At 69.6% G+C, this 23,411-nt stretch carries 21 protein-coding genes; 10 read left to right on the top strand and 11 right to left on the bottom strand.

Going from position 1 to position 23,411, the window contains the following annotated elements:
* The first annotated feature begins 8 nt into the window (after positions 1-8).
* The 3 genes from ACW4TU_RS12085 to ACW4TU_RS12095 all read left to right on the top strand — a co-directional run bounded on the left by ACW4TU_RS12085 (position 9) and on the right by ACW4TU_RS12095 (position 1,668).
* On the top strand, positions 9-422 hold the full coding sequence (locus ACW4TU_RS12085; protein ID WP_164323062.1) for a roadblock/LC7 domain-containing protein: 414 nt from the start codon (positions 9-11) through the stop codon (positions 420-422).
* A gap of 96 nt (positions 423-518) precedes the next feature.
* Positions 519-1,106 carry a DUF742 domain-containing protein gene (locus ACW4TU_RS12090; RefSeq protein WP_457427419.1) on the top strand — a complete coding sequence of 196 codons (588 nt, stop codon included), beginning with the start codon at positions 519-521 and terminating at the stop codon, positions 1,104-1,106.
* Positions 1,087-1,668, top strand: a complete 582-nt coding sequence (locus tag ACW4TU_RS12095; protein WP_026248371.1) for a GTP-binding protein — start codon at positions 1,087-1,089, stop codon at positions 1,666-1,668. Before ACW4TU_RS12090 ends, ACW4TU_RS12095 begins: the two co-directional genes overlap by 20 nt.
* Before the next feature lie 134 nt (positions 1,669-1,802).
* Here the strand turns inward: ACW4TU_RS12095 and ACW4TU_RS12100 are convergent, their stop codons facing one another.
* Both ACW4TU_RS12100 and ACW4TU_RS12105 read right to left on the bottom strand, forming a co-directional pair.
* The gene (locus tag ACW4TU_RS12100) at positions 1,803-1,994 is read right to left on the bottom strand and encodes an acyl-CoA carboxylase subunit epsilon (protein WP_457427422.1); all 192 of its coding nucleotides are present in this window, start codon (positions 1,992-1,994) and stop codon (positions 1,803-1,805) included.
* 70 nt (positions 1,995-2,064) lie between these two features.
* Positions 2,065-3,684: an acyl-CoA carboxylase subunit beta gene (locus ACW4TU_RS12105; RefSeq protein WP_457427424.1), complete on the bottom strand. Its 1,620-nt coding sequence runs from the start codon at positions 3,682-3,684 to the stop codon at positions 2,065-2,067.
* Positions 3,685-4,059: 375 nt separating this feature from the next.
* On the opposite strand from ACW4TU_RS12105, the gene ACW4TU_RS12110 reads away from it, so the two are divergent.
* Positions 4,060-4,677, top strand: coding sequence for a YceI family protein (locus ACW4TU_RS12110; protein WP_457427426.1), 618 nt, complete (start codon positions 4,060-4,062; stop codon positions 4,675-4,677).
* A 118-nt stretch (positions 4,678-4,795) separates the two neighbouring features.
* Here ACW4TU_RS12110 and ACW4TU_RS12115 read toward each other — a convergent pair whose 3' ends face one another.
* The gene (locus tag ACW4TU_RS12115; RefSeq protein ID WP_457427428.1) at positions 4,796-5,077 is read right to left on the bottom strand and encodes a YdeI/OmpD-associated family protein; all 282 of its coding nucleotides are present in this window, start codon (positions 5,075-5,077) and stop codon (positions 4,796-4,798) included.
* Here ACW4TU_RS12115 and ACW4TU_RS12120 point away from each other — a divergent pair.
* The 3 genes from ACW4TU_RS12120 to ACW4TU_RS12130 all read left to right on the top strand — a co-directional run bounded on the left by ACW4TU_RS12120 (position 4,995) and on the right by ACW4TU_RS12130 (position 7,101).
* Positions 4,995-5,195 carry a DUF397 domain-containing protein gene (locus ACW4TU_RS12120; protein ID WP_457427430.1) on the top strand — a complete coding sequence of 67 codons (201 nt, stop codon included), beginning with the start codon at positions 4,995-4,997 and terminating at the stop codon, positions 5,193-5,195. The genes ACW4TU_RS12115 and ACW4TU_RS12120 overlap by 83 nt on opposite strands.
* A gap of 410 nt (positions 5,196-5,605) precedes the next feature.
* Entirely contained in the window at positions 5,606-6,103 is a 498-nt protein-coding gene (locus tag ACW4TU_RS12125; protein ID WP_457427432.1) for a GNAT family N-acetyltransferase, read from the top strand.
* Positions 6,104-6,315: 212 nt separating this feature from the next.
* On the top strand, positions 6,316-7,101 hold the full coding sequence (locus ACW4TU_RS12130; RefSeq protein ID WP_457427434.1) for a S1 family peptidase: 786 nt from the start codon (positions 6,316-6,318) through the stop codon (positions 7,099-7,101).
* Positions 7,102-7,299: 198 nt separating this feature from the next.
* Here ACW4TU_RS12130 and ACW4TU_RS12135 read toward each other — a convergent pair whose 3' ends face one another.
* From ACW4TU_RS12135 to ACW4TU_RS12150, 4 genes are all read right to left on the bottom strand, one after another.
* The gene (locus ACW4TU_RS12135) at positions 7,300-8,685 is read right to left on the bottom strand and encodes a hypothetical protein (protein ID WP_457430050.1); all 1,386 of its coding nucleotides are present in this window, start codon (positions 8,683-8,685) and stop codon (positions 7,300-7,302) included.
* 107 nt (positions 8,686-8,792) lie between these two features.
* Positions 8,793-11,819, bottom strand: coding sequence for a glycoside hydrolase family 3 protein (locus ACW4TU_RS12140; RefSeq protein WP_457427436.1), 3,027 nt, complete (start codon positions 11,817-11,819; stop codon positions 8,793-8,795).
* A 150-nt stretch (positions 11,820-11,969) separates the two neighbouring features.
* Entirely contained in the window at positions 11,970-13,592 is a 1,623-nt protein-coding gene (cimA, locus tag ACW4TU_RS12145) for a citramalate synthase (RefSeq protein ID WP_457427438.1), read from the bottom strand.
* Between the two features lie 419 nt (positions 13,593-14,011).
* Complete coding sequence (locus tag ACW4TU_RS12150) at positions 14,012-14,374, bottom strand: hypothetical protein (protein WP_457427440.1); 363 nt, start codon at positions 14,372-14,374, stop codon at positions 14,012-14,014.
* A gap of 279 nt (positions 14,375-14,653) precedes the next feature.
* On the opposite strand from ACW4TU_RS12150, the gene ACW4TU_RS12155 reads away from it, so the two are divergent.
* Entirely contained in the window at positions 14,654-14,875 is a 222-nt protein-coding gene (locus tag ACW4TU_RS12155; RefSeq protein WP_457427442.1) for a hypothetical protein, read from the top strand.
* Between the two features lie 144 nt (positions 14,876-15,019).
* Here the strand turns inward: ACW4TU_RS12155 and ACW4TU_RS12160 are convergent, their stop codons facing one another.
* Together ACW4TU_RS12160 and ACW4TU_RS12165 are read right to left on the bottom strand one after the other, a co-directional pair.
* A complete protein-coding gene (locus tag ACW4TU_RS12160) occupies positions 15,020-16,108 on the bottom strand; it encodes a branched-chain amino acid aminotransferase (RefSeq protein ID WP_457427444.1) in 1,089 nt (362 codons plus the stop codon).
* Between the two features lie 284 nt (positions 16,109-16,392).
* The gene (locus tag ACW4TU_RS12165; protein ID WP_457427446.1) at positions 16,393-17,433 is read right to left on the bottom strand and encodes a 3-isopropylmalate dehydrogenase; all 1,041 of its coding nucleotides are present in this window, start codon (positions 17,431-17,433) and stop codon (positions 16,393-16,395) included.
* 153 nt (positions 17,434-17,586) lie between these two features.
* Between ACW4TU_RS12165 and ACW4TU_RS12170 the strand changes: the two genes are divergently transcribed.
* Positions 17,587-19,158: a purple acid phosphatase family protein gene (locus ACW4TU_RS12170; protein WP_457427448.1), complete on the top strand. Its 1,572-nt coding sequence runs from the start codon at positions 17,587-17,589 to the stop codon at positions 19,156-19,158.
* Positions 19,159-19,176: 18 nt separating this feature from the next.
* On the opposite strand, the gene ACW4TU_RS12175 is transcribed toward ACW4TU_RS12170, so the two are convergent.
* Positions 19,177-19,308, bottom strand: a complete 132-nt coding sequence (locus ACW4TU_RS12175) for a hypothetical protein (RefSeq protein WP_006374903.1) — start codon at positions 19,306-19,308, stop codon at positions 19,177-19,179.
* Between the two features lie 384 nt (positions 19,309-19,692).
* On the opposite strand from ACW4TU_RS12175, the gene ACW4TU_RS12180 reads away from it, so the two are divergent.
* Positions 19,693-21,603 (top strand): glycoside hydrolase family 97 protein, encoded by a 1,911-nt coding sequence (locus ACW4TU_RS12180; protein ID WP_457427450.1) that lies wholly within the window; start codon positions 19,693-19,695, stop codon positions 21,601-21,603.
* Positions 21,604-21,660: 57 nt separating this feature from the next.
* On the opposite strand, the gene pruA is transcribed toward ACW4TU_RS12180, so the two are convergent.
* Complete coding sequence (pruA, locus tag ACW4TU_RS12185) at positions 21,661-23,292, bottom strand: L-glutamate gamma-semialdehyde dehydrogenase (RefSeq protein WP_457427452.1); 1,632 nt, start codon at positions 23,290-23,292, stop codon at positions 21,661-21,663.
* Positions 23,293-23,411 lie beyond the last annotated feature (119 nt).

The following is a 23,411-nucleotide window of genomic DNA, read 5'->3' on the forward strand; positions in this document are numbered from 1 at the left end:
TGAGTCCGATGAGCCAGGCGGCGCAGAACCTGAACTGGTTGATCACCAACTTCGTGGACAACACCCCCGGGGTGTCGCACACGGTGGTGGTCTCCGCCGACGGACTCCTGCTGGCGATGTCCGAAGGCTTTCCGCGGGACCGTGCGGACCAGCTCGCCGCTGTCGCCTCCGGTCTGACCTCCCTCACCGCGGGTGCCTCGCGCATTTTCGAGGGCGGCAGCGTGAACCAGACGGTTGTGGAGATGGAGCGGGGATTCCTCTTCCTCATGTCCGTTTCCGACGGTTCCTCCCTCGCTGTGCTTGCGCATCCGGAGGCCGACATCGGTCTCATCGGGTACGAGATGGCGCTTCTGGTCGACCGTGCCGGTACGGTCCTGACACCCGATCTGCGTGCGGAGCTCCAAGGGAGCATTCTCAACTAACAGTCAGACGGTGCGTTTTGGCGTCCCGGGACGGTAGGTTTCGGACGCGGCTCCACAGTGATGCGGTGCCCGGCACAGTCGGAGGAGGAGAAGAAAGTGGCAACACCCCCAGGCGGTTCGCCCTCGGGCAATTGGTCGTACGGCCCTGGCCAGGGTCAGGGCCAGGGTGACCAGAACCGGTACAACTTCCCCTCCGCACCGAGTCACCGTCGGCAGCCGCCGTACGCGCCCCATAACCCGCAGGGTCCCGGGCCGTCGCCGTACGACCAGCCGCCGGCGCCGCGCATCCAGCCCGTGCAGCCGCAGCGCCGCTCTTCGGAGCCGTCGCCCGCCGGAGGCGCGAGCAATCCCCTGGTGCGTCCCTACGCCATGACCGGCGGCCGGACGCGCCCGCGCTACCAGCTCGCCATCGAGGCGCTGGTGCACACCACTGCGCAGCCGCACCAGATGCAGGGCCAGTTGCCCGAGCATCAGCGCATCTGCAACCTCTGCCGAGAGATCAAGTCGGTGGCCGAGATCTCGGCGTTGCTGACCATCCCCCTCGGCGTGGCCAGGATCCTCGTCGCCGACTTGGCGGAGGCAGGCCTGGTCGCCATTCATCAGCCCGGCGGCGACGAGAGCGCCGGCGGGCAGCCAGCCGTGACTTTGCTCGAAAGGGTGCTCAGTGGACTTCGCAAGCTCTAGCGGAGGGCCTTCCCGCTCCACCACGTCCGCGAAAATCGTGGTGGCGGGCGGCTTCGGCGTGGGCAAGACCACGTTCGTCGGGGCCGTCTCGGAGATCAATCCGCTGCGTACCGAGGCCGTCATGACGTCCGCGTCCGCGGGTATCGACGACCTGACGCACACCGGGGACAAGACCACCACCACGGTGGCCATGGACTTCGGCCGTATCACCCTGGACCAGGACCTGATCCTGTACCTCTTCGGTACGCCCGGCCAGGACCGCTTCTGGTTCATGTGGGACGACCTGGTGCGCGGCGCGATCGGCGCGATCGTCCTCGTCGACACGAGGCGCCTTGCCGACTGCTTCCCGGCCGTCGACTACTTCGAGAACTCGGGGCTTCCCTTTGTGATCGCCCTGAACGGGTTCGACGGGAACCAGCCGTACAACCCGGACGAGGTGCGGGAGGCTCTGCAGATCGGGCCTGACACTCCGATCATCACGACGGACGCTCGTCATCGGGCGGATGCGAAGAGTGCGCTGATCACTCTCGTGGAGCACGCGCTGATGGCTCGCCTGCGGTAGTAGGTGGTTCTTGCGGCTACTGGGCTGCCCCGGACGGTTGTACATCGTCCGCGGCGGCCCAGTGGCTTGTTCGCGCCCCTGACGCGGCGAAGGGCCCCTCTACAGGTAGAGGGGCCCTTCGCCGCGTCGTACGGCTAGTGCCAGCTGTGCGGGGCGCGGAAGCCGCCCTCGCGCTCCAGGCGGCGCCAGCCGGCCTTCGGGCGTCCGCGGTGGGACGGGGCGCTCGCCGGTGCCGATGCCGCGCGGGCCAGCAGGATCGCCGTGATGGCGGCGACTTCCTCGGGCTCGGCGTGGCCCTTCTCGACGCGAATGTCAGAGGTGCTCATAGGTCACAGTCTCCGTGAGAGAGGTTTCCGCGGATGGACCGCGAAGGATCCGCTGGGTTACCAGGGGGGATCACTGAGGGGGGTTGCCGTGCTTTCGCGAGGGCAGGTCGGCGTGCTTGGTCTGCAGCATCGCGAGCGACCTGATGAGCACCGAGCGGGTCTCGGCCGGGTCGATGACGTCGTCGACCAGACCGCGCTCGGCGGCGTAGTAGGGGTGCATCAGCTCGGACTTGTACTCCTTGACCATCCGAGCCCTCATCGCCTCGGAGTCCTCTGCGTCCGCGATCTGGCGTCGGAAGATGACGTTTGCGGCACCTTCGGCGCCCATCACGGCGATCTCGTTCGTCGGCCAGGCGTAGGTGAGGTCGGCGCCGATGGACTGGCTGTCCATGACGATGTACGCGCCTCCGTACGCCTTGCGCAGGATCAGCGAGATCCTCGGAACGGTCGCGTTGCAGTAGGCGTAGAGCAGCTTCGCGCCGTGCCGGATGATTCCGCCGTGCTCCTGGTCGACGCCCGGCAGGAAGCCGGGGACATCCAGCAGCGTGACGATCGGGATGTTAAAAGCGTCACACATCTGGACAAAGCGCGCAGCTTTTTCCGATGCTTCGATGTCGAGGACGCCGGCGAGGGTCTGGGGCTGGTTGGCGACGATGCCGACGACCTGGCCGCCGAGGCGGCCGAGTGCGCAGATGATGTTGCGGGCCCAGCGTTCGTGGATCTCGAGGTAGTCGCCGTCGTCGACGAGTTCCTCGATGACCTTGGTCATGTCGTAGGGGCGGTTGCCGTCGGCGGGGACGAGGTCGAGCAGGATGTCGCCGCGGCGGTCGGCGGGGTCCTCGGAGTCGACGCGCGGGGGGTTCTCGCGGTTGTTCTGGGGGAGCATCGCGAGGAGGTAGCGGACCTCGGCGATGCAGGTCTCCTCGTCGTCGTAGGCGAAGTGGGCGACGCCGCTGGTCTCGGCGTGGACGTCGGCGCCGCCGAGGCCGTTCTGGGTGATCTCCTCGCCGGTGACCGCCTTGACGACGTCGGGGCCGGTGATGAACATCTGTGAGGTCTCGCGGACCATGAAGACGAAGTCGGTCAGGGCGGGGCTGTAGGCCGCGCCGCCGGCGCACGGGCCGAGCATCACGCTGATCTGCGGGATGACGCCGGAGGCCCTGGTGTTGCGCTGGAAGATGCCGCCGTATCCGGCCAGGGCGCTGACGCCCTCCTGGATACGGGCGCCGGCGCCGTCGTTGAGCGACACCAGCGGGGCCCCGGCCGCGATGGCCATGTCCATGATCTTGTGGATCTTCGTGGCGTGGGCCTCGCCCAGCGCGCCGCCGAAGATACGGAAGTCATGGGCGTACACGAAGACCGTACGGCCCTCCACCGTGCCCCAGCCGGTGATCACACCGTCGGTGAACGGCCGCTTGGCCTCCAGACCGAACCCGGTCGCCCGATGCCGGCGCAACTGCTCGACCTCGTTGAACGAGTCCGGGTCGAGGAGCAGCTCGATGCGCTCCCGGGCGGTCAGCTTGCCCTTCGCGTGCTGCGCCTCGGTGGCCTTCTCGCTGGGCCCGGCCAGAGCCTGCGCACGGATCTGGTGCAGTTCGGCCACACGCCCGCGCGCGTCCGTCGGCTCCCCCGCCAGCTCCCCCGTCGGCTCGCCCGTGGACTCACCCTGCGCCTCATCCAAAACGGTCATGTAGCGACCATACGAAGCCGAGCGACGAAACCGGGCCGTCGACTCCGTACAGTCTCCGGCGCGTTTTCCTGGTACCCCTGAACAGAACAACGCCGGCATGCAGGCGACCCGACTGCTCAGAGGGCATGCGCCTTGTAGAAGTTCCACAAAGCTGTCGAGCGAACGTCGAGCGCGCGTCGACCGGGGCCCGAGTGGGACGCGAGCCAGGTACGAGCGGCGAAGCGGGGCCCTCGGAGTTCATCGGGCGGGACTACGCCACTGGGGGTAACGCCGCGAGCACCCTACGGATAATGTTGAACATTGAACGGAATGAGGCTATGGTTCATCTCGTTGGACTGATTAAAGATTCAACAACCCGCCCCAAGGAGTCCCGTCATGAGCATCTTCGGCCGCAAGAACACCACCGACAGCGACGCCGCCACCTCGTCCGTGGCGACCGCGGTGGCCCCCGAGCTCGCCGCGCTGACCGGCGACTACACGATCGACCCGTCCCACACGACCCTCGGTTTCGTCGCCCGGCACGCCATGGTGACGAACGTGAAGGGCAGCTTCCAGGAGTTCGAGGGCACCCTGCACCTCGACGGCGCCGACCCCACCAACTCCACAGCTTCCCTCGACATCACGATGAACAGCATCGAGACGGGCTCCGCCGACCGTGACGGCCACCTGAAGAGCGCGGACTTCTTCCGCACGGACGAGTTCCCGACGATGACGTTCCGCTCCACCAAGGCGGAGTCCCTCGGCGGCGCCGACTACCGCATCACCGGCGACCTGGAGATCCTCGGCACCACCAAGCCGATCTCCATCGACCTGGAGTTCAACGGCGCGGCGAAGGACCCGTTCGGCAACGAGCGCGTGGGCTTCGAGGGCAAGGCGGAGATCCTGCGCTCGGCGTGGGGCCTGACCTGGAACGCGGCGCTGGAGACGGGCGGGGTGCTGGTGTCGGACAAGATCAAGCTGAACTTCGACATCTCGGCCATCAGGAACGCGTGACACGACGCGCGCCGCTCCGGATGCCGCGACGCCGGCACCCACGGAGCGGAGACGAACCGCCCGCCCGGTCGTTCCCCGACCAGGCGGGCGGCCGTGTGTCGGGTGCCCAGACTCCCGCTCAGGCTCCTGGACTTGGCGCTCCTTCCGCGAGTCCGGCGACGGCTGCCGCGAGGCGTGCGGCCCGGATGTCCGGCGTACGGGCCTTGAGCAGCGGTAGTACGAGCTGGTACTGATCCGTCCTGCCGAGCGCCTCGAAGGCCGCCTTGGCGCGAGGGTCACCCTCCAGCGCGGCGACGAGGTCGTCCGGGACGGAGGCGTTGCGCTGGGACTCGTACGCCGCCTCCCAACGCCCGTCCGCCTGGGCCGCGTCGACCTCCGCGAAGCCGCCGGGCCGCGGCAACTGCCTCGAAGTCGCCGCCCACACCTCCGGCATCCACATCCGGGACTCCAAGAACCCCTCCGGCCCCGTCCTCACCGTCGCCCCCAGCACCTGGGCCACCTTCCTCGACCGGGCCTGACTCCCAGGGGACAATCACCCCATGGACAACACCGAGTGGATCATCGTTGCCTCCTGCGAGAACCTTCCCGGGCGACCCGGGCCCCTTGCCGCCGTGCGGGCTTGACTGCGAGAACGCGGCGTCGACTGGATGCCGTTCGTCCCCGACGAGGTTCGGTACGACCTCGCGTGTGGGCCCGGGAACGATGGGCACTGGCGCGGATGGTTCACCGTGTACGTGACGTCGAACGCGCTGCGGAAGCTCGGGCTTCACCCCGGGCAGGTGACGTCCCCTCACGGCAACGGCGTCTCACCGCCCGGCTGGTGGCACGCCGCCGGGGAACGGTACGGCCGCCGGTGGCCCGCTCCCCCGGAACAACCCGGTGTGAATAACCCGGTGCGAGGCCCCCGCCCGCGAGTTAGCCTCCGTCCATGACCTGGCTCCCCGCTGACTTCGTTCACCCGCCGCACGTCGACGTGCCCGGCGGGCTTCATCTGCGGCCGATTCGTGGGGCCGACGCCGCGCTCGACCACCCGACCGTCATGGGCTCGCGCGAGCGGTTGTGGAGCATCTTCGGGGAGGCCTGGGGGTGGCCCGCCGACACCATCACGTACGAGGCGAATCTCGCCGATCTGGAGCGGCACGCCGCCGAGGCCGACGCCCACGAGTCCTTCAACTACGTGCTGCTCAACGACGACGAGACCGTCGAACTCGGATGCGTCTACATCGATCCGCCCGAGAAGGCCGGCGCCGACGCCGAGATCTCCTGGTGGGTTGTGGACAGCGCCGTGGGCGGTGTGGTGGAGCAGGCCCTCGACGCTCTTGTGCCGCAGTGGATCGCCGACGACTGGCCCTTCGTGAAGCCCCGGTTCATCGGGCGGGAGCTGTCCTGGGCGGACTGGCTGCGGCTGCCCGACGCCGCCGGATAACCCCGGACACAGACCTCCTCCGACCCCGATCCAGCCCGGTGGCTCGATCGGCGCGGCCTGAATTCGCCCCTTGTGGGCGCCCTCACAGCGTTCTCATAATCCTTCAACAGATTTTGACCAGCTCATGCCAGCAAAAGCACGAGTTCTTTCTGTTTCTTTGGCATGGGCCTGACATTTCTGCGTATGTCCAACCCCCCACGGAAGGCATCACGTTGAAGAAGCTCATCACCGCGCTCAAGAGAACCGCTGCCGCCGGCGCCGCCGCGCTCGCGATCATCAGCCTGCAGCCTCTCTCCGCCGCGCAGGCCGCCCCGGCTCCCGTCGTCGGCGGAACCCGTGCCGCGCAGGGCGAGTTCCCCTTCATGGTCCGGCTGTCCATGGGCTGTGGCGGCGCGCTGTACACACAGCAGATCGTGCTCACCGCCGCGCACTGTGTCAGCGGCTCGGGCGCCAACACGAGCATCACGGCCACCGCCGGTGTCGTGGACCTCCAGTCCACCTCCGGCCGTGTCCAGGTCAAGTCCACCCGGGTCCTCCAGGCCCCGGGCTACAACGGCAACGGCAAGGACTGGGCGCTGATCAAGCTCGCCACGCCGATCAACCTGCCGACGCTGAAGATCACCACCACCACGCAGTACAACACCGGTGACTTCACCGTCGCCGGCTGGGGTGCGGCCCGTGAGGGCGGCGCTCAGCAGCGCTACATGCTGAAGGCCACGGTGCCGTTCATCAGTGACGCCACCTGTAAGGCGTACGGCGGCAGCTACAGCGGGCTCATCGCCGGCGACGAGATCTGCGCCGGCTTCGCCTCGGGCGGCGTAGACACCTGCCAGGGTGACTCCGGCGGCCCGATGTTCCGCAAGGACAACGCCGGTGCGTTCGTCCAGGTCGGGATCGTCAGCTGGGGCGACGGCTGCGCCCGCGCCAATGCCCCCGGCGTCTACAGCGAGGTCTCGACCTTCGCCTCCGCCATCGCCTCGGCGGCGTCGACTCTCTGAGCCTCGTCTTCATCGCATCCCGTACGACGTCCGCGGGCCCGGCGCTCCCAGCGCCGGGCCCGTGTCCGTGTCCGTGTCCGGAGTGAGTCCCCCCGCCGCCCCTACCCGTCCCGTCCTCGGGGGCGCTGCCCCCGAACCCCCGCTCCTCAAACTCCCCCGAGGGGGGATCCCCAAGAGGCTGGATTTTCCGGCGTCTGCTCAGAACCCCCCGCCGAAGTCCCCACCGCCCCCGAAATCCCCGCCCCCGCCGAAGTCCCCTCCCCCGAACCCGCCCCCGAAGTCACCCGGGTCGAAGTCAGCGCCGGACACGTCGCCGCCCTCGAAGCCACCGGTGTTGCCGAAGTCGCCGTATCCGGAGCCGTAGTCGGCCGCGTAGGACGGCGTGGCCATCATGCTGCCGAGCATCGTGCCGACCAGGAGGCCGGGGAGGATACCACCGCCGAAGTAGCCACCCGCCCAGGGGCCGTACGCCGGGCCCGCGTCCCAGTAGGGGCGGGGCCCCGAGGCGGTCTCCACCTCGCGGATCGTCGGGTCGAGGCCGTCGGCCAGACGAGCGCGGTCGGCGGCGCAGACCGGGACCTCGCGGGGTGCGCCGCCCGCCGGTGTCCAGGTCGCGTCGGCGACCGACGGGCCGTGGCGCGGGTCGAAGAAGCAGGGGCCACGGCGTTCGGGCAGCGGGCGGCCCTCGCGGCGCGCGGCGAGTTGCGCGAGCGAGAACCGGCCGTCCTCCAGGGCCTGCGTCACCGCGCGCACCTCCTCCGGCCGCCGGATGGCCGCCATCAGCGACTTCGCCTTCTCGTACGCGTCCAGCGCCCGCTCGTAGTCCGCGCGCATCGCGTCGTCGGCGCCCGCCTCGGCGGGGTGGAAGTCGAGCCGGTCGAGTTCCTCGCCGAACGCGGTGATGTCCTCGTCGACGACGACCGTCAGCTTGGCCAGCGCGGCCCGCCGCTCGTCCTCGCGCCGCGCGCGGTTGCGCCGGACCAGCGCGTATGTACCGGCCCCGCACGCCGCCAGCACCGCGCCGAACGCGATCAGCGCCCCCGTGTTCACTCCGCCGTCATCGCCGCCCTCCGAGCCGCTCCAGGTGGCGGGCGCCGAACCGCCGACGTTGCCGCGCAATGCCGCATCGACGAAGTCGTTGAGCTGCGCCTTCGTGTCGCCCGCGCTCCGGACCGCTGTCACCAGGTTGCCGACCGTCGACCGACTGAGCACCCTGTCGTCGGCCCGCGCGTCGAAGACGTCACCGACACGGAGGGCGTACAGCCCTGTGATACCCGTCTCCGTACGGAGGTTCGTGGCGAGGTTCTCGGTCGGGTAGCCGGCCGGGAGGACAGCCACGAAGACGGGCTTGTCCGCGTCCTTGATCCTGGCGGCGAGCGCGTCCGCGTCGGACGAGGACAGCAGGTCGGAGGCGGCCGGGTCCACGTACACCGGGCCCGCGCGCAGTGCCTCGGCGATCTTCGAGAGGTCGGTGACCGCGTGTGCGCCGGGCGCGGCGGCCGTCAGCAGCGCGAGTACCGCGAGTGTCGCGACGAGAGGCACCAGCAGCAGGCGTACGAGAGGTCGGACCGATACGGCCTTCATGTCCTCGGCCTTCATATCCTCGACGCTACCTGAGCCGGCGCGGAAACGGAGATCGGTCCCGGTGAGGCTTCCGCCCCCCTTCCTCACCAGGACCGCTCCCGCATGGCTCAGGCCGCCCGGTACGCGGCCCGCAGCTTCTCCACGGCCGCGCCGTACCGCCCGGTCAGCAGCAGATGGTCGGCGTCGGCGAAGGGCTTGGCGGCGGCCGACGTGACGTTCTGCCCGATCTTCTGCTGCACGATCAGCCGTGCCCGGGTGACGAGGGCGAGTCCCGTCTTCCCGTCGTGCGCCCGCTCGGCCACGCCCGCCACGGCCGTCAGCTCCTTCAGGGTCTTCTCGCCGCCCTCCGGGATCTTGGTCCTCGTCGTCAGACCCCAGCCGTACGGGAACTGCGGATCGTACGCCGCGTCGCCCACGTTGATCGGCAGCTGGGCCTCCGACTTCGGCCAGGTGAGCGGGAGTTGGCCGGTGAACGCGCGCCTGCCGTAGAGCACGTCGGCGACGCCGTCGCCCTCGGTGCCCGGCAGCCAGGAGGCGACCAGGGCGTCGATGTCACCGAGCCGGTCGCCGACGAGCTGGGGGCGCCCGGCGACCACCAGCACCGCGCACCTCATCGCCGCGCACACCCGGTCGACCGCCGCCTTGTCGGCGTCGCTCAGCGCCAGGTCGTTGCCGTTGCCGACGTCGCCGACGCCCTCGGCGTACGGGGTCTCGCCGACGACCACCACACCGACGTCGTATCCGGCGGTCGGGGCGGAGGCGTCCTTGGAGTAGGTGATGTCGCCGCCGGCCTTCCGCATGCCCTCAAGAATGGTCGTGCCCTCGGTGATGTCGCCGGAGGAGCCCTGCCAGGTGACGGTCCAGCCGCCGGTCTGGTTGCCGATGTCGTCGGCGTTGGACCCGGCGACGTACACCTTCTGGGACTTGCTGAGGGGCAGCACGCTGTCGGCGTTCTTCAGCAGTACCTGTGACTTCGCCGCCAACTGCCGTGCCACCGAACGGTGTTCGGCCGAGCCGATGTCCGCCGCGCCGCTCGTGTCGGCGTACGGGCGCTCGAAGAGGCCGAGCTTGAACTTCTGGGTGAGGATGCGGGAGACGGCGTCGTCGATCCGGCTGCCATTGATCTGGCCGGCGTTCACCTCGGCGACGAGGGTGGTGTGGAAGTCCTTGTAGGCGTACGGGACCATGATCATGTCGAGGCCCGCGTTGACTGACGTACGGACGTCGGAGGCGTAGTCGCCGGGAATCTGGTCGATGGCCTGCCAGTCACTGATGACGAAGCCGTCGAAGCCCATCCGGCCCTTCAGCACGCCGTTGATCATGTCCGCGCGGGCGTGCATCTTCACCGGTCCCTGGCCGTCCCCCGCGATGTCGAGGGAGGAATAGGACGGCATGACCGAGCCGACTCCCCGGTCGACGGCGTCCTGGTAGGGCGCGAGGTGGACCGCCTCCAGCTGCTGCCGGGTGACCTGGGTGACGCCCTGGTCGATGGTGTACGAGCCGGTGGTGGAGGAGCCGTACGCGGTGCCGCCGTCGCCGACGAAGTGCTTGGCGGTGGCGAGGACCTTGTCGTTCCTCTTCAACTCCGTGCCGTTCGCGCGCCCTTGCAGGCCCTGGATCACCGTCTCCATCGACTCGACGAGCGCCGGGTCCTCACCGAACGACTCGTACGTCCGCCCCCAGCGTTCGTCACGGGCCACGCAGAGGCAGGGCGCGAAGTCCCAGGAGATGCCCGTGGACCGGACCTCGGCCGCCGTCACCTTCCCTGCCCCGTAGGCGAGTTGGGGATCTCTGGCGGCCCCGATGCCGATGTTGTGCGGCAGGATCGTGGCGCCGGTGAGGTTGTTGTGGCCGTGCACCGCGTCCACCCCGTAGATCAACGGGATCTGGAACCGAGTTGCCTGCGCCCGGAGTTGGAAGCCGTCGACCATCTTCGCCCAGGCCGCCGGGGTGTTGGGCGTGGGCGTCGAGCCGCCGCCGGAGAGCAGTGAGCCGAGGTCGTAGGAGGCGATGTCACCGGGCGTCGCCGCGACCGCGCCGCGCTCGGCCTGGGTCATCTGGCCTGCCTTCTCCGCCAGGGACATCCGGGAGAGGAGGTCGGCGACCCGCCGCTTCACCGGCAACTTGCCGTTCAGATACGGGAGTCCGTGCGCGTCGATGACGATCTGCGGGGTCTCGGCCGGGGCCCTGGCTCCGGTGACCGTGAGTTTGAGGGGGATCGTCTCCGCCGACTCCGCAGCCCTGTCCTTGCGGGTGGGGACCTGGATCGTGCGGGAGGTGCCGGATGCGGTGCCCGCGGGGAAGGTGAACTCGCCGCGGACGGGTGTGTAGTCGGCACCGTCCGATGCCGTACCCCCGGTGGTCGTCTCGTACGTGACGGTCACGGGGTCGGTGATCGGGGCGGAACCGGTCGTGCCGAGAGTGACGCCGACCGTCGCCGTGGCGCCCTCCTTCACCGGGTACACGGCGGAGCCGGTGGTGACGGAGGCGCGCAGCGACTGATCCGCCTTGCCGTACAACTCGACGCCGTCCATGGCGAACCGGCCGCTGATCCCGACGGGGAGCGTGAGGGCGTACCCCCAGATCCCGGTGAGGCCGAGGATCTGGTCGATACCGCCGACCGGCTGGTAGTCCGTGCGGTACGCGAAGTCGGTGAAGGGGATCTCGATCCGCTTCCAGCCGGTGAAGTCGTCGGTGAAGGAGGTCGTCCAGAGTTCGGAGGCCTCGCCGTTGGCGCCGCCGTCCTTGAGCTCGAAGCTGACCTTGCTGCCGTTGTTCCTGCCCTCCCACCAGAAGCGGACGCCCTTGCTCGCCGACCAGTCGTGGGCGGGCTCGGCGAAGGCGAAGTCGTGGGTGAAGCCGCCGTAGCCGCTGATGTCGTAGGTGCCGGTGAGGACCTTGGCGCCCTCGGGGGCGTCCGCCCTTTCGGTGAGGGCGAGTCGGGGCGGGTCGTCGGCGTCGCCGCCCCAGGTGAAGATGCCTCCGGCGGGCGGGGAGGCGAAGGGGACCTCGCCCTCGAAGCGGTCCACCGGGACGGGGGCGGGGTCGTCCGCCCCGGCCGCCGTGCCCGCGGCGGCCAGGGGCAGCAGCCCGGTCAGCAAAGTGGCGCAGACGAGCAGGGCGGTTCGTCGCATGGACCTTCCCTCGGCTCTCGGAGTCCTTGAGTCCACCTGAACACCTCGCGTGTGCTCACGGCTGGGAACACGCCGTGAGTCAACAAGTGCCCCAGGGGACCGTCAAGGTGCCGAACAGGCCTCACGCCACTTTGCCCGGATCACGTGTCCCTACTTCGCGGGCTCCACGCCCGCCCGCAGCAGCCCGTACGTGTAGGCGTCCGCCAGCGCCTCCCAGGACGCGGCGATGACGTTGTCGGCGACGCCCACCGTCGACCACTCGCCCTTGCCGTCCGTGGTGGAGATCAGGACGCGGGTCGTGGACTGCGTACCGTGCTTGCCCTCCAGGATGCGGACCTTGTAGTCCACCAGCTCCAGCTTGGCGAGCGGCGGGTAGATCTTCTCCAGCGCCACCTTCAGCGCGCGGTCGAGGGCGTTCACCGGGCCGTTGCCCTCCGCCGTCGCGACGATGCGCTCGCCCTTCGCGAAGATCTTGACCGTGGCCTCGTTGGCGTGGCTGCCGTCGGGGCGGTCCTCGACGATCGCGCGCCAGGACTCGACCTCGAAGTACACACGGGCCCTGCCCTCGGCCTCCGCGCGCAGCAGCAGCTCGAAGGACGCGTCGGCCGCCTCGAACGTGTAGCCCTGCAGCTCACGCTCCTTGACCCTCTTCACGACCCGGCCGACCAGCTCGCGGTCGTCGCCGAGGTCGACGCCGAGTTCCTTGCCCTTGAGCTCGATCGACGCACGGCCCGCCATGTCGGAGACCAGCATCCGCATGGTGTTGCCGACCTGCTCGGGGTCGATGTGCTGGTAGAGGTCGGGGTCGACCTTGATGGCCGAGGCGTGCAGGCCCGCCTTGTGGGCGAAGGCCGAGACCCCCACGTACGGCTGATGCGTGGACGGCGTCAGGTTGACGACCTCGGCGATGGCGTGGGAGATACGGGTCATCTCGCGCAGCGCGCCCTCGGGCAGGACCTTCTTGCCGTACTTCAGCTCCAGGGCCGCCACCACCGGGAACAGGTTGGCGTTGCCGACGCGCTCGCCGTAGCCGTTCGCCGTGCACTGGACGTGGGTCGCGCCCGCGTCGACGGCGGCGAGGGTGTTGGCGACCGCGCAGCCCGTGTCGTCCTGGGCGTGGATGCCGAGGCGGGCGCCGGTGTCGGCGAGGACCGTGGCGACGACCACCTGGACCTGGGCCGGGAGCATGCCGCCGTTGGTGTCGCAGAGGATGACGACATCGGCGCCGGCCTCGGACGCCGCACGCACGACGGCCTTCGCGTACTCGGGGTTCGCGCGGTAGCCGTCGAAGAAGTGCTCGCAGTCGACGAAGACGCGGCGGCCCTGGGAGCGCAGGTGGGCGACGGTGTCGCGGACCATCTCCAGGTTCTCGTCGAGGGTCGTGCGCAATGCCAGCTCGACGTGCCGGTCGTGGGACTTGGCGACCAGGGTGACGACCGGCGCGCCCGAGTCGAGGAGGGCCTTGACCTGCGGGTCCTCGCTCGCCCTGCCGCCGGCGCGGCGGGTGGCGCCGAAGGCCACCAGCTGGGCGTGCTTGAAGTCGATCTCCTGCTGGGCGCGGGCGAAGAACTCGGTGTCACGCGGGTTGGCGCCCGGCCAGCCGCCCTCGATGAAGCCGACGCCGAAGTCGTCCAGGTGCCGTGCGATGGCCAGCTTGTCGGCGACGGTGAGGTTGATGCCCTCGCGCTGGGCGCCGTCGCGCAGGGTGGTGTCGAAGACGTGGAACGCGTCGTCGAGCTCGCTGGGTTCGCTGGGTTCGCTGGGTTGCGTCATGATCTCAAGGCTCCTGAGGATGTCGATCTCGGTCTGTACCGGAATGACCGGCTCCACCGTCCCTCAATGATCCCTCGCGCTGCTTCTTTGGCTGGAGGTGGGCCAGAAAAGCGAAAAACCCCTCGCGGGTGCGAGAGGTCTGCGCGCGGGTCGAGGACGAAGAGGCCACCCGTACCTGGTCGTACGTGGTGGTCACTGCGGACCGGCGCGCCTGCTGCCAATAATCGTGGCGAACGAGAGCACGGGGGCATTCTGGCACATCCCTGCCCCCGCGCTCCGGAGCGTCTCAGCATGCGAACCCCGGGTGACCTGATTCGGCGGCCGGTCACGGCACCTGGACGCTCAGCCCTGCCGCCACATGGCGAACGGGTCGTCCGGCCTCACGGCCGAACGACCCCGTCAAGATCTTCGTCAGCCTTCTAGCACGGAGCGAAGACGATCACTCCGTCGCCGTTCTCGTCCACCGGATCGAACCCGATATTGGCTTCCGACGTCCAGCCGTAGGTCTGAGTTCCCGCGAGCCGGACGTACCACCAGTCGTTGCCGTACGAGTTGGTGGTCCAGCACTGGAAGTAGACCGTGCTGCCCTCAGGAGCCCATCCGGTGTTGGCGCACCCGGACTGGTAGGGACCGCTCTTGAGATTGAATCCCCCTTTCATGTACCCACGCCCCTCGCCGTTGGCGCTGGGGGTCCAGCATTTCGCCTGGGCGGCGGCGTTCGCAGACGGCGCGAGTGCGGCGCCGGCTCCGAACACCATGAAGGCCGCGAGCAGAGCGTTCACGATGGATCGAATCAGGCCACGTTGTGATGCAGAACCCGACACGGGGCAGCTCCTTCTCCGAAAGGCATGGCAGGGGTCCGGAAGGCCTCAAGAGCAGGTGATGGCCGACGGACGCCGGACTTGTGATCCCAGAACGTACGGTCCGCCGCGTACGACGCGCGTCCCACGCGGGGTTGAACTCCCGTACAGACCAGCGCGGTAGGCGCGCGGTTCCTGCAACTTCCGCGGTACCGCGGAAGTTTGACGCCCATCCGCGGGGACCGGCTCTACGCTGCTGCGTTGCGGATCCACCCTCGCGCCGTCGATGCGCTGACCGTGGCAGCGCTGACCGGCCCCGATCTGGAGGCGTTGACCGCCCGCGAGCCGGACGTCCTGAAACCGGTCGCCCTCGGCCTGGACAGCAGAGCACAGGTCGTGGTGGTGGCCTACGCATCGGGGCTCGTGACCCCGGACGGACAGCGACCGGGAACCGGGGCCCACCAGGCCGCATCGGGGTCGTAGGTGCGCCGTAAATGGGTGAGGCGGGGACCCGGAGGGTGACGAAGGCGGCGGCGGACTCCGGTCCACCGGCGGTCCTGCTGTCGCGCTCCCCCGGTGGACCGAGTGGACACCCACCGGGGGAACACGCGACGCGCTTGGGCGGACTCAGCCCAGAGGGTGCATCCAGCCGTGCTTGTCCTCGGCCGTGCCGCGCTGGATGTCGAGGAGTGCCTCGCGCAGTCGCAGCGTGACCTCGCCGGGCTCGCCGCCGCTCTGCTGCCACTCGACGCCGGTGCGCTTGACGGTGCCGACGGGGGTGATGACGGCCGCCGTACCGCAGGCGAAGACCTCGGTCAGGGTGCCGTTCTCGGCGTCGCGCTGCCACTGGTCGACGGAGACGCGGCCCACTTCGGCGGTGTAGCCGAGGTCGCGGGCGACGGTGAGGAGGGAGTCGCGGGTGACGCCCTCCAGGATGGAGCCGGTGAGGGAGGGGGTGACGATGCGGTCCCCGTACACGAAGTACAGGTTCATGCCGCCGAGTTCCTCGATCCACTTGTGCTCGACGGCGTCGACGTAGCAGACCTGGGCGCAGCCGTGCTCGGCGGCCTCGGCCTGGGCGAGCAGGGAGGCCGCGTAGTTGCCGCCGGTCTTGGCGTCGCCCATGCCGCCGGGGACGGCGCGGACGCGGTCCTCGGAGAGCCAGATGGAGACGGGCCGCACGCCACCGGGGAAGTAGGCGCCGGCGGGGGACGCGATCACCAGGAACAGGTACTCGTTGGCCGGCTTGACGCCGAGGCCGACCTCCGTGGCGATCATGAAGGGGCGCAGGTAGAGGGACTCCTCGCCGCCGTGCGCCGGCACCCAGTCCCGGTCCTGGCTCACCAGCGCGTCGATCGCGCCGATGAACGTCTCGACGGGCAGCTCGGGCATCGCGAGGCGGCGCGCGGAGTGCTGGAAGCGCAGGGCGTTCTTCTCCGGCCGGAAGGTGGCGATGGAGCCGTCGGGCCGGCGGTAGGCCTTGAGTCCCTCGAAGATCTCCTGCGCGTAGTGCAGGGTCATGTTCGCGGGGTCGATGGAGAGCGGGCCGTACGGGACGAGCTGTCCGTCGTGCCAGCCGCGGCCCTCGGTCCACTTGATCGTCACCATGTGGTCGGTGAAGTGGCGGCCGAAGCCGGGGCTGGCGAGGATCGCCTCGCGCTCCGCGCCGGAGAGTGGCGAGGCCGAGGGCTTGAGCTCGATCGTGGGCGTCGTCATGAGTGGGTGTCCTTCACCGGTTTTGTGTGTGACGGGCCGCGCCCCACGCCCATGGCCGCCCGTGACCGGTCACCAGTGACTGACTGGTGGTCGGTGTGAGGACGTCCAAGCATTCCCTCGGTCCGCGGCTCCGCGTTCGATTATCGCGCGAAGGGGGCCATGGACGAAAAGGGCGTGAATGCGACCCAGGGGATGATGGTGACACCCGGCGGGGACATAAGAGAAGCCGCCGGGTGCGTACGCGACCCGGCGGCTTCGAAAGATTTCGAGTGGAGCGCCGCGGGTCAGCCGGCTACTCGTACGGCGAGGGCGTCGCCGATCTCTTCGGTCGTACGGGCCGTGGTGCCGCGCTCCGCGAGGTCGGCGGTGACGGCTTCCTCGATGCGGGCGGCCTCGGACTCGTAGCCGAGGTGGCGCAGCAGGAGGGCGACGGACAGGACGGTGGCGCTGGGGTCGGCCTTGCCCTGACCGGCGATGTCCGGGGCCGAGCCGTGCACGGGCTCGAACATCGAGGGGTACTCGCCGGACGGGTTGATGTTCCCGCTCGCGGCGACGCCGATGCCGCCGGAGACGGCCGCGGCGAGGTCGGTGATGATGTCGCCGAAGAGGTTGTCGGTGACGATCACGTCGAAGCGCTCGGGCTGCGTGACGAGGTAGATCGTCGCCGCGTCCACGTGCATGTACTCGGTGGTGACGTCGGGGAACTCCTCGCCCACCTTGTTGAAGATGTCCGTCCACAGGTGACCGGCGTGCACGAGCACGTTGTTCTTGTGGACGAGCGCCAGCTTCTTGCGGGGGCGGGCCTGGGCGCGGGCGTAGGCGTCGCGGACGACCCGCTCGATGCCGAAGGCGGTGTTCAGCGACACCTCGGTGGCGACCGCGTGCGGGGTGCCCTGCCGGATGGTGCCGCCGTTGCCGGTGTACGGGCCCTCGGTGCCCTCACGGACGACCACGAAGTCGATCTCGGGCTGCCCGGCCAGCGGGGTGGCGACCCCGGGGAGCAGCCTCGACGGACGCAGGTTGACGTGGTGGTCGAAGGCGAAGCGGAGCTTCAGCAGGAAGCCGCGCTCCAGGACACCGGAGGGCACGCTCGGGTCACCGATCGCGCCGAGCAGGATGGCGTCGTGCTTCTTGAGCGCGTCCAGGTCGGCCTCGGTGAGGGTCTCACCGGTGGCGCGGTAGCGCCGGGCGCCGAAGTCGTACTCCTTGGTCTCCAGCTTCACATCCTGCGGAAGGACGGCGGAGAGCACCTTCAGCCCCTGGGCCACGACCTCCTGGCCGATGCCGTCACCGGGAATCACTGCGAGATTGATGCTGCGAGACATAACGGCACCGTACTCCGGGTCCCATGGGATGACACACCGCGTCCGCGATACGGACACGCCGCCGGGCGGGTGACAACCGGCGGCGCCCGCTCTTCGACCGGCGTTCACCTGCATGTCTGGCGGACGTTGGGGATTGCTGGGAAGTTCCCTCCCATGGACAGTCCCCCGGACACCCCCGACGTCGGCATCCCGCCGCAGCTGGCCCGCCGGATGAGCATGGCGGAGCAGTACGAGTACCTGCGGGCGCGGCTCACCCGGCGCCGCGCGCTGGTGACGGCGGGCGCACTGGCCGGCGGCGGCCTGCTCACCGGCTGTTCGTCGAGCACGGGTACGGCGAACCCCGCGACCAGCAGGGTCCCCGGCTCCGCCGTCACCCCCTTCGGCCGCCACCTCGCCTTCGGGGCCGACCCGAAGACGCAGATGCGGGTCTCCTGGCAGGTCCCGTTCGCGGTGCGGAAGCCCTACGTACGCGTCGGCCCGTCACCCAGCGATCTGAGCCGCCGCATTGAGGCCGAGGTCCGCCCGCTGCACACGCCGGGCGTGACGGGCGTACGCCTCGACCTGGACCAGTACTACGTGCACGCGGCCCTCGACGGACTGCGCCCCGGGACGACGTACTACTACGGCGTCGGCCACGAGGGCTTCGACCCGGCGTCCAGCGCGCACACCTCGACCCTCAACACGTTCCGCACAGCTCCCGCGACGGCCCCCGCGAGCTTCGTCTTCACGGCCTTCGGCGACCAGGGCGTCACGCCCGACGCGCTGGCCAACGACAAGGTGCTCCTGGGCCGGAACCCCGCCTTCCACCTGCACGCGGGTGACATCTGCTACGCGGACGTCACCGGCCACGGCGAGAAGTCGGACGGCTACGACCCGACCGCCTGGGACCTGTTCCTGAAGCAGACGGAGACGGTCGCGAGGTCGGTGCCGTGGATGGTGACGACCGGCAACCACGACATGGAGGCCTGGTACTCGCCGAACGGCTACGGCGGCCAGTCGGCCCGCTGGTCACTCCCGGACAACGGCTTCGACGCCCGGAACACACCGGGCGCCTACTCGTTCACGTACGGCAATGTCGGGGTCGTGGCACTCGACGCGAACGACGTGTCGTACGAGATCCCGGCCAACCTGGGCCACACGGACGGCCGTCAGACGGTGTGGCTGGACCGGCGGCTGGCCGAGCTGCGGGCGTCGGACGCGATCGACTTCGTCGTGGTGTTCTTCCACCACTGCGCGTACTCGACGACGTCCGCCCACGCCTCCGACGGCGGCGTCCGGGACGCCTGGCTGCCGCTGTTCGACAAGCACCAGGTGGACCTGGTGATCAACGGCCACAACCATGTGTACGAGCGGACGGACGCCCTCAGGGGCGGCCGGGTGGGCCGGCAGGTGCCGGTCGGCGCGGCGACCGACCCGACACGGGACGGCACCGTGTACGTGACGGCGGGCGGTGCGGGTCAGAGCCTGTACAGCTTCCCGTACGGGGTGAAGGACAGCTTCGAGGGGAAGGTCGCCGACCGGGAGTCGGTGGAGAGCTACCACTGGACGAAGTCGCAGGAGCGGCACGAGGACACCGTGGAGTGGTCACGCGTGCGCTACACCGGCTACTCGTTCCTCTCGGTGGAGGCGGCGGCGGGCGTGCCGGGCACGCCTCCCCGGCTCACGGTGTCCGCGCTGGCGCAGAGCGGGGAGCGGATCGACCACTTCGAGGTGCGGCGCGGGTAGCGAGCCGGCGGACTGCCGTCAGTGACCTGTCTGGCCGCCGTTGTCCCGGCGGTCGAGGGCGCGCTGGAGGGCTGCGGCGGCGTTCTTGCGGTCGGACTCGCTCGTCGGGGAGACGTGGCGGACTCGGCGGCGGACAGTCGTCTCGGCCATGGGAAATCGACTCCTTCAAGGAAGCCAGGGGGGAACGGCAGGGGGGATTCGAGACGCCGGATCGGACGGGGAGCAGCGGTGCCGCAGGGGTTGCCTGCACGGGGCACCGGCTCACTACCGTCATGCGCTTGGTCCAGCGGCACGTTCGGCTTCTACAAAGCTAGGCGAGGACAGGGCATCTGTCTCCACAATTACTCGGACTTCCTACTATCTGAGACGGGGGATTGGGTCACACCACACCGACGGGCCCTGTCACCGCACCCGCAGCCGAACATTGATCCGACCTCCAGCATCCAGACAGCGCTGCACAACACCTTGACAGCCCTATTGCCACCCACCAGCCTCACAGTCATCGGATGACTGAACGACTGGAGGGGTACTTTCATGTCGATCGCGCTGACGCTCTGCTCCGCCCTGCTCGCCACCGCGGTGACAGCACTGCCTGCCGAGGCAGCCGCGACAGGGCATACCGGGACGGCGGCGGCCTGGGAGGTGAAGGCCCCGCCCGGCTCCCCGACGGCCGTCGTCACACTGGACCCGGCCGACGGCAGCCCGACCCTCACGGTGGGACGCGCCGGCGAACAGGTCCTCGCCCCCTCCCCCCTGGGCCTGGTCACCGAACAGGCCGACTTCTCCAAGGGCTTGGAGTTATCCGGCCGCACCACGCGCACGGTCACCGAGCGCTACACGTCCACAACAGGCAAGTCCCGCAAGCGCGTTGCCCGGATGACCGAGTCCCGCTTCCGTTTCCGCACGACCGGGGGCGCCCGCCTCGACCTGCTGGTACGGGTGGCCCAGGACGGCGTCGCCTACCGCTACTCCCTGCCGCGCGCCACCGGAAACGTCCTGCGCGAGGCCTCCGCCTTCACCCTCCCCGCGGACACCCAGGCCGTCATCAACGCCTACCGGGCCGACAACGAACTCCCCTTCAAACGCTACGAGTCGGCGGCGACAGCGCCGGCGGGCGGCTACTCGATGCAGGCCCTCTTCAACACGCCCGGCGGCTACGCGCTCATCGCCGAGTCCGACCTCAACGGCACCTACGCGGGCGCCCACCTGACGCACGAGGCGGGCTCACCGACGTACAAGGTGAGCCTCTGGAACGACGAACCCGTCGAAGCGCGGGGCCCGTTGACGACCCCCTGGCGCACCATCGTCACCGGCGACCTGAACACCGTGACGGAGTCGACCCTCGTGGACGACCTCGCCGCGCCCTCCCGGGTCAGGGACACGTCCTGGATCAAGCCGGGCCCGGCCCTGTGGACCTGGCTCGCGGGCGGCAGGACCGCCGGGCAGAGCCTGGCGGCGCAGAAGGAGTACGTCGACTACGCGGCCGAGCGCGGCTGGCCGTACGAGATCGTCGACGCGGGCTGGTACTTCAAGCCCGGGGAATGGGACGTCATCGACCCGGACTGGCAGACGAGCAACTGGATGCCGGAGCTGGTGCGTTATGCGGCGCCGAGGGGCGTGGGCATCCAGGTGTGGCTGCACTACAGCCTGCTCACCGACCCGGTGGAGCGCGAGAAGTGGCTCGGTACGCTGGCGAGTTGGGGCGTCAGGGGCGTGAAGATCGACTTCATGGACTCGGAGTCACAGGACCGGATGCGCTGGTACGACGAGGTCCTGGAAGCGACGGCCCGCCATCACCTCCTCGTCAACTTCCATGGCTCGACGATCCCGAAGGGCATCCAGCGCACCTGGCCGCAGGTCATGACGATGGAGGGCGTGGGCGGCGAGGAGAAGCGCAACAACACCGCCGAGCAGCTCGCCTCGCTCCCCTTCACCCGCAACGTCATCGGCTCGATGGACTTCACCCCGGGCGCCTTCCACCGCCCGTACCGCCCCAACGTCGCGTCCGACGCGGGCGAGTTGGGCCTGACGGTGCTGTACGAGTCGGGCATCCAGAACCTCTCCGGCACCCCGGAGTCGTACGAGGCGCGTCCCGAGGCCCGCCGTTACCTGGAACAGCTGCCCCGACGCTGGGACGAGACACGGCTGTTGACCGGCGACCCGGGCAGGGCCGCCGTACTCGCCCGACGCGCGGCGGACGGCCGGTGGTTCATCGGCGGTACGTTCGCCGGCGCGGCGCGAACGGCGGACGTACCGCTGCGGCTCGGCGCCGGCCGCTGGCTGGTGGAGACGGTGACGGACGGCCCGTCGGGGCTGGTGCGCGAGGGACGTGTCGTACGCGGCGGTTCCACCCTCGCCGTACCGGTCGTCACGGACGGCGGTTTCGCCGCACTCGCCTGCCGCTGGCAGCCGGGCCGTACGACCTGCGAGAAGCAGGCGAAATGACGAACGCCGGGCCCGCGTTGTGCGCGGGCCCGGCGTCCCTCCGTGAACGACTGGCCGTCAGCCCATGTGCGGGTACGGGTAGTCGGTCGGGGCGACCAGGGTCTCCTTGATGGCGCGGGTCAGGGTCCAGCGCATCAGGTTCTGCGGGGCACCCGCCTTGTCGTTGGTGCCGGACGCGCGCCCGCCGCCGAACGGCTGCTGCCCGACGACCGCGCCGGTCGACTTGTCGTTGATGTAGAAGTTGCCGGCCGCGTAACGCAGCTTCTCCATCGTGTACGCGGCTGCCGCACGGTCGCCGGAGATGACCGAGCCGGTCAGCGCGTAGTCGGACACGGACTCCATCTGGGTCAGCATGGCGTCGTACTTGTCGTCCTCATAGACGTAGACGGCGAGGAACGGGCCGAAGTACTCGGTGGTGAAGACCTGGTTGGCCGGGTCCGTGCACTCCACGACCGTCGGGCGGACGAACCAGCCGACCGAGTCGTCGTACGTGCCGCCCGCCACGATCGTGCACGTCGGGTCGGACTTCGCGCGGTCGATGGCGGCCTTGTTCTTGGCGAAGGCACGCTCGTCGATGACCGCGCCGATGAAGTTGCCGAGGTCGGTGACGTCACCCATGGTCAGGTGGTCGACCTCGGCGGCGAACTCCTCACGGAAGCCGTCGTTCCAGATGGAGGCCGGGATGTAGGCGCGGGAGGTCGCACTGCACTTCTGCCCCTGGTACTCGAAGGAACCGCGCGTGAGGGCCGTCTTCAGGACCGCCCGGTCGGCGCTCGGGTGGGCGACAACGAAGTCCTTGCCGCCGGTCTCACCGACGAGACGCGGGTACGAGCGGTACTTCTCGATGTTCGCGCCGACCGTCTTCCACAGGTACCGGAAGGTCTTCGTCGACCCGGTGAAGTGGATGCCGGCCAGATCGTGGTGCTCCAAAGCCACCTTGGAGACCTCGATGCCGTCACCGGTGACGAGGTTGATGACGCCCTTGGGCAGCCCGGCCTCCTCCAGCAACTGCATGAGGAGTACGGCGGAGTGGGTCTGCGTCGGGGACGGCTTCCACACCACCACGTTGCCCATGAGGGCGGGCGCGGTCGGCAGATTGCCCGCGATCGCCGTGAAGTTGAAGGGGGTGATCGCGTAGACGAACCCTTCGAGCGGGCGGTGGTCGAGACGGTTCCAGACGCCCGGGGAGTTGGCGGGCGGCTGCTCGGCGAGCAGGTCGCGCGCGTACTTGACGTTGAAGCGCCAGAAATCGACCAGCTCGCACGGACAGTCGATCTCCGCCTGCTGGGCGGTCTTCGACTGGCCGAGCATGGTGGAGGCGGCGAGGGTCTCGCGCCAGGGGCCGGCCAGCAGTTCGGCGGCGCGCAGGATGATCGCGGCACGGTCGTCGAAGGCCATCGCGCGCCAGGCGGGCGCGGCGGCGAGGGCCGCGTCGATCGCGTCCTGGGCATCCTGCCCGGTGGCGTTGGCGTAGGTGCCGAGGCGGGCCTTGTGGTGGTGCGGCTGTACGACGTCGAACCGCTCACCGCCGCCCATGCGCCGCGCGCCACCGATGGTCATCGGCAGGTCGACGGGGTTCTCGGCGAGCTCCTTGAGCTTGGCCTCCAGCCGGGCCCGCTCGGGCGACCCGGGGGCGTAGCCGTGCACCGGCTCGTTGACGGGGGTGGGAACCTGGGTGACGGCGTCCATTGTGTCCGAATCTCCTTGCGGGGCGGGTGAGCGGGTGTTGTCGGGGGCCAAATCCCTTGGTCTCAGCCCTTGGTGAGGATCGAGCGTCCGCTGTGCTTACCCGGGGGACGCTGCGCCTG

This window comes from Streptomyces kryoterrae (assembly GCF_054072135.1).

Bases quoted from the DNA above. Each gene is read 5' to 3' on its own strand.
- ACW4TU_RS12085 (WP_164323062.1), top strand. From the start codon at position 9: ATGAGCCAGGCGGCGCAGAACCTGAACTGGTTGATCACCAACTTCGTG.
- ACW4TU_RS12100 (WP_457427422.1), bottom strand. From the start codon at position 1,994: ATGAGCACCTCTGACATTCGCGTCGAGAAGGGCCACGCCGAGCCCGAG.
- ACW4TU_RS12105 (WP_457427424.1), bottom strand. From the start codon at position 3,684: ATGACCGTTTTGGATGAGGCGCAGGGTGAGTCCACGGGCGAGCCGACG.
- ACW4TU_RS12110 (WP_457427426.1), top strand. From the start codon at position 4,060: ATGAGCATCTTCGGCCGCAAGAACACCACCGACAGCGACGCCGCCACC.
- ACW4TU_RS12125 (WP_457427432.1), top strand. From the start codon at position 5,606: ATGACCTGGCTCCCCGCTGACTTCGTTCACCCGCCGCACGTCGACGTG.
- ACW4TU_RS12135 (WP_457430050.1), bottom strand. From the start codon at position 8,685: ATGAAGGCCGTATCGGTCCGACCTCTCGTACGCCTGCTGCTGGTGCCT.
- ACW4TU_RS12140 (WP_457427436.1), bottom strand. From the start codon at position 11,819: ATGCGACGAACCGCCCTGCTCGTCTGCGCCACTTTGCTGACCGGGCTG.
- cimA (WP_457427438.1), bottom strand. From the start codon at position 13,592: ATGACGCAACCCAGCGAACCCAGCGAACCCAGCGAGCTCGACGACGCG.
- ACW4TU_RS12160 (WP_457427444.1), bottom strand. From the start codon at position 16,108: ATGACGACGCCCACGATCGAGCTCAAGCCCTCGGCCTCGCCACTCTCC.
- ACW4TU_RS12165 (WP_457427446.1), bottom strand. From the start codon at position 17,433: ATGTCTCGCAGCATCAATCTCGCAGTGATTCCCGGTGACGGCATCGGC.
- ACW4TU_RS12170 (WP_457427448.1), top strand. From the start codon at position 17,587: ATGGACAGTCCCCCGGACACCCCCGACGTCGGCATCCCGCCGCAGCTG.
- ACW4TU_RS12175 (WP_006374903.1), bottom strand. From the start codon at position 19,308: ATGGCCGAGACGACTGTCCGCCGCCGAGTCCGCCACGTCTCCCCGACG.
- ACW4TU_RS12180 (WP_457427450.1), top strand. From the start codon at position 19,693: ATGTCGATCGCGCTGACGCTCTGCTCCGCCCTGCTCGCCACCGCGGTG.
- pruA (WP_457427452.1), bottom strand. From the start codon at position 23,292: ATGGACGCCGTCACCCAGGTTCCCACCCCCGTCAACGAGCCGGTGCAC.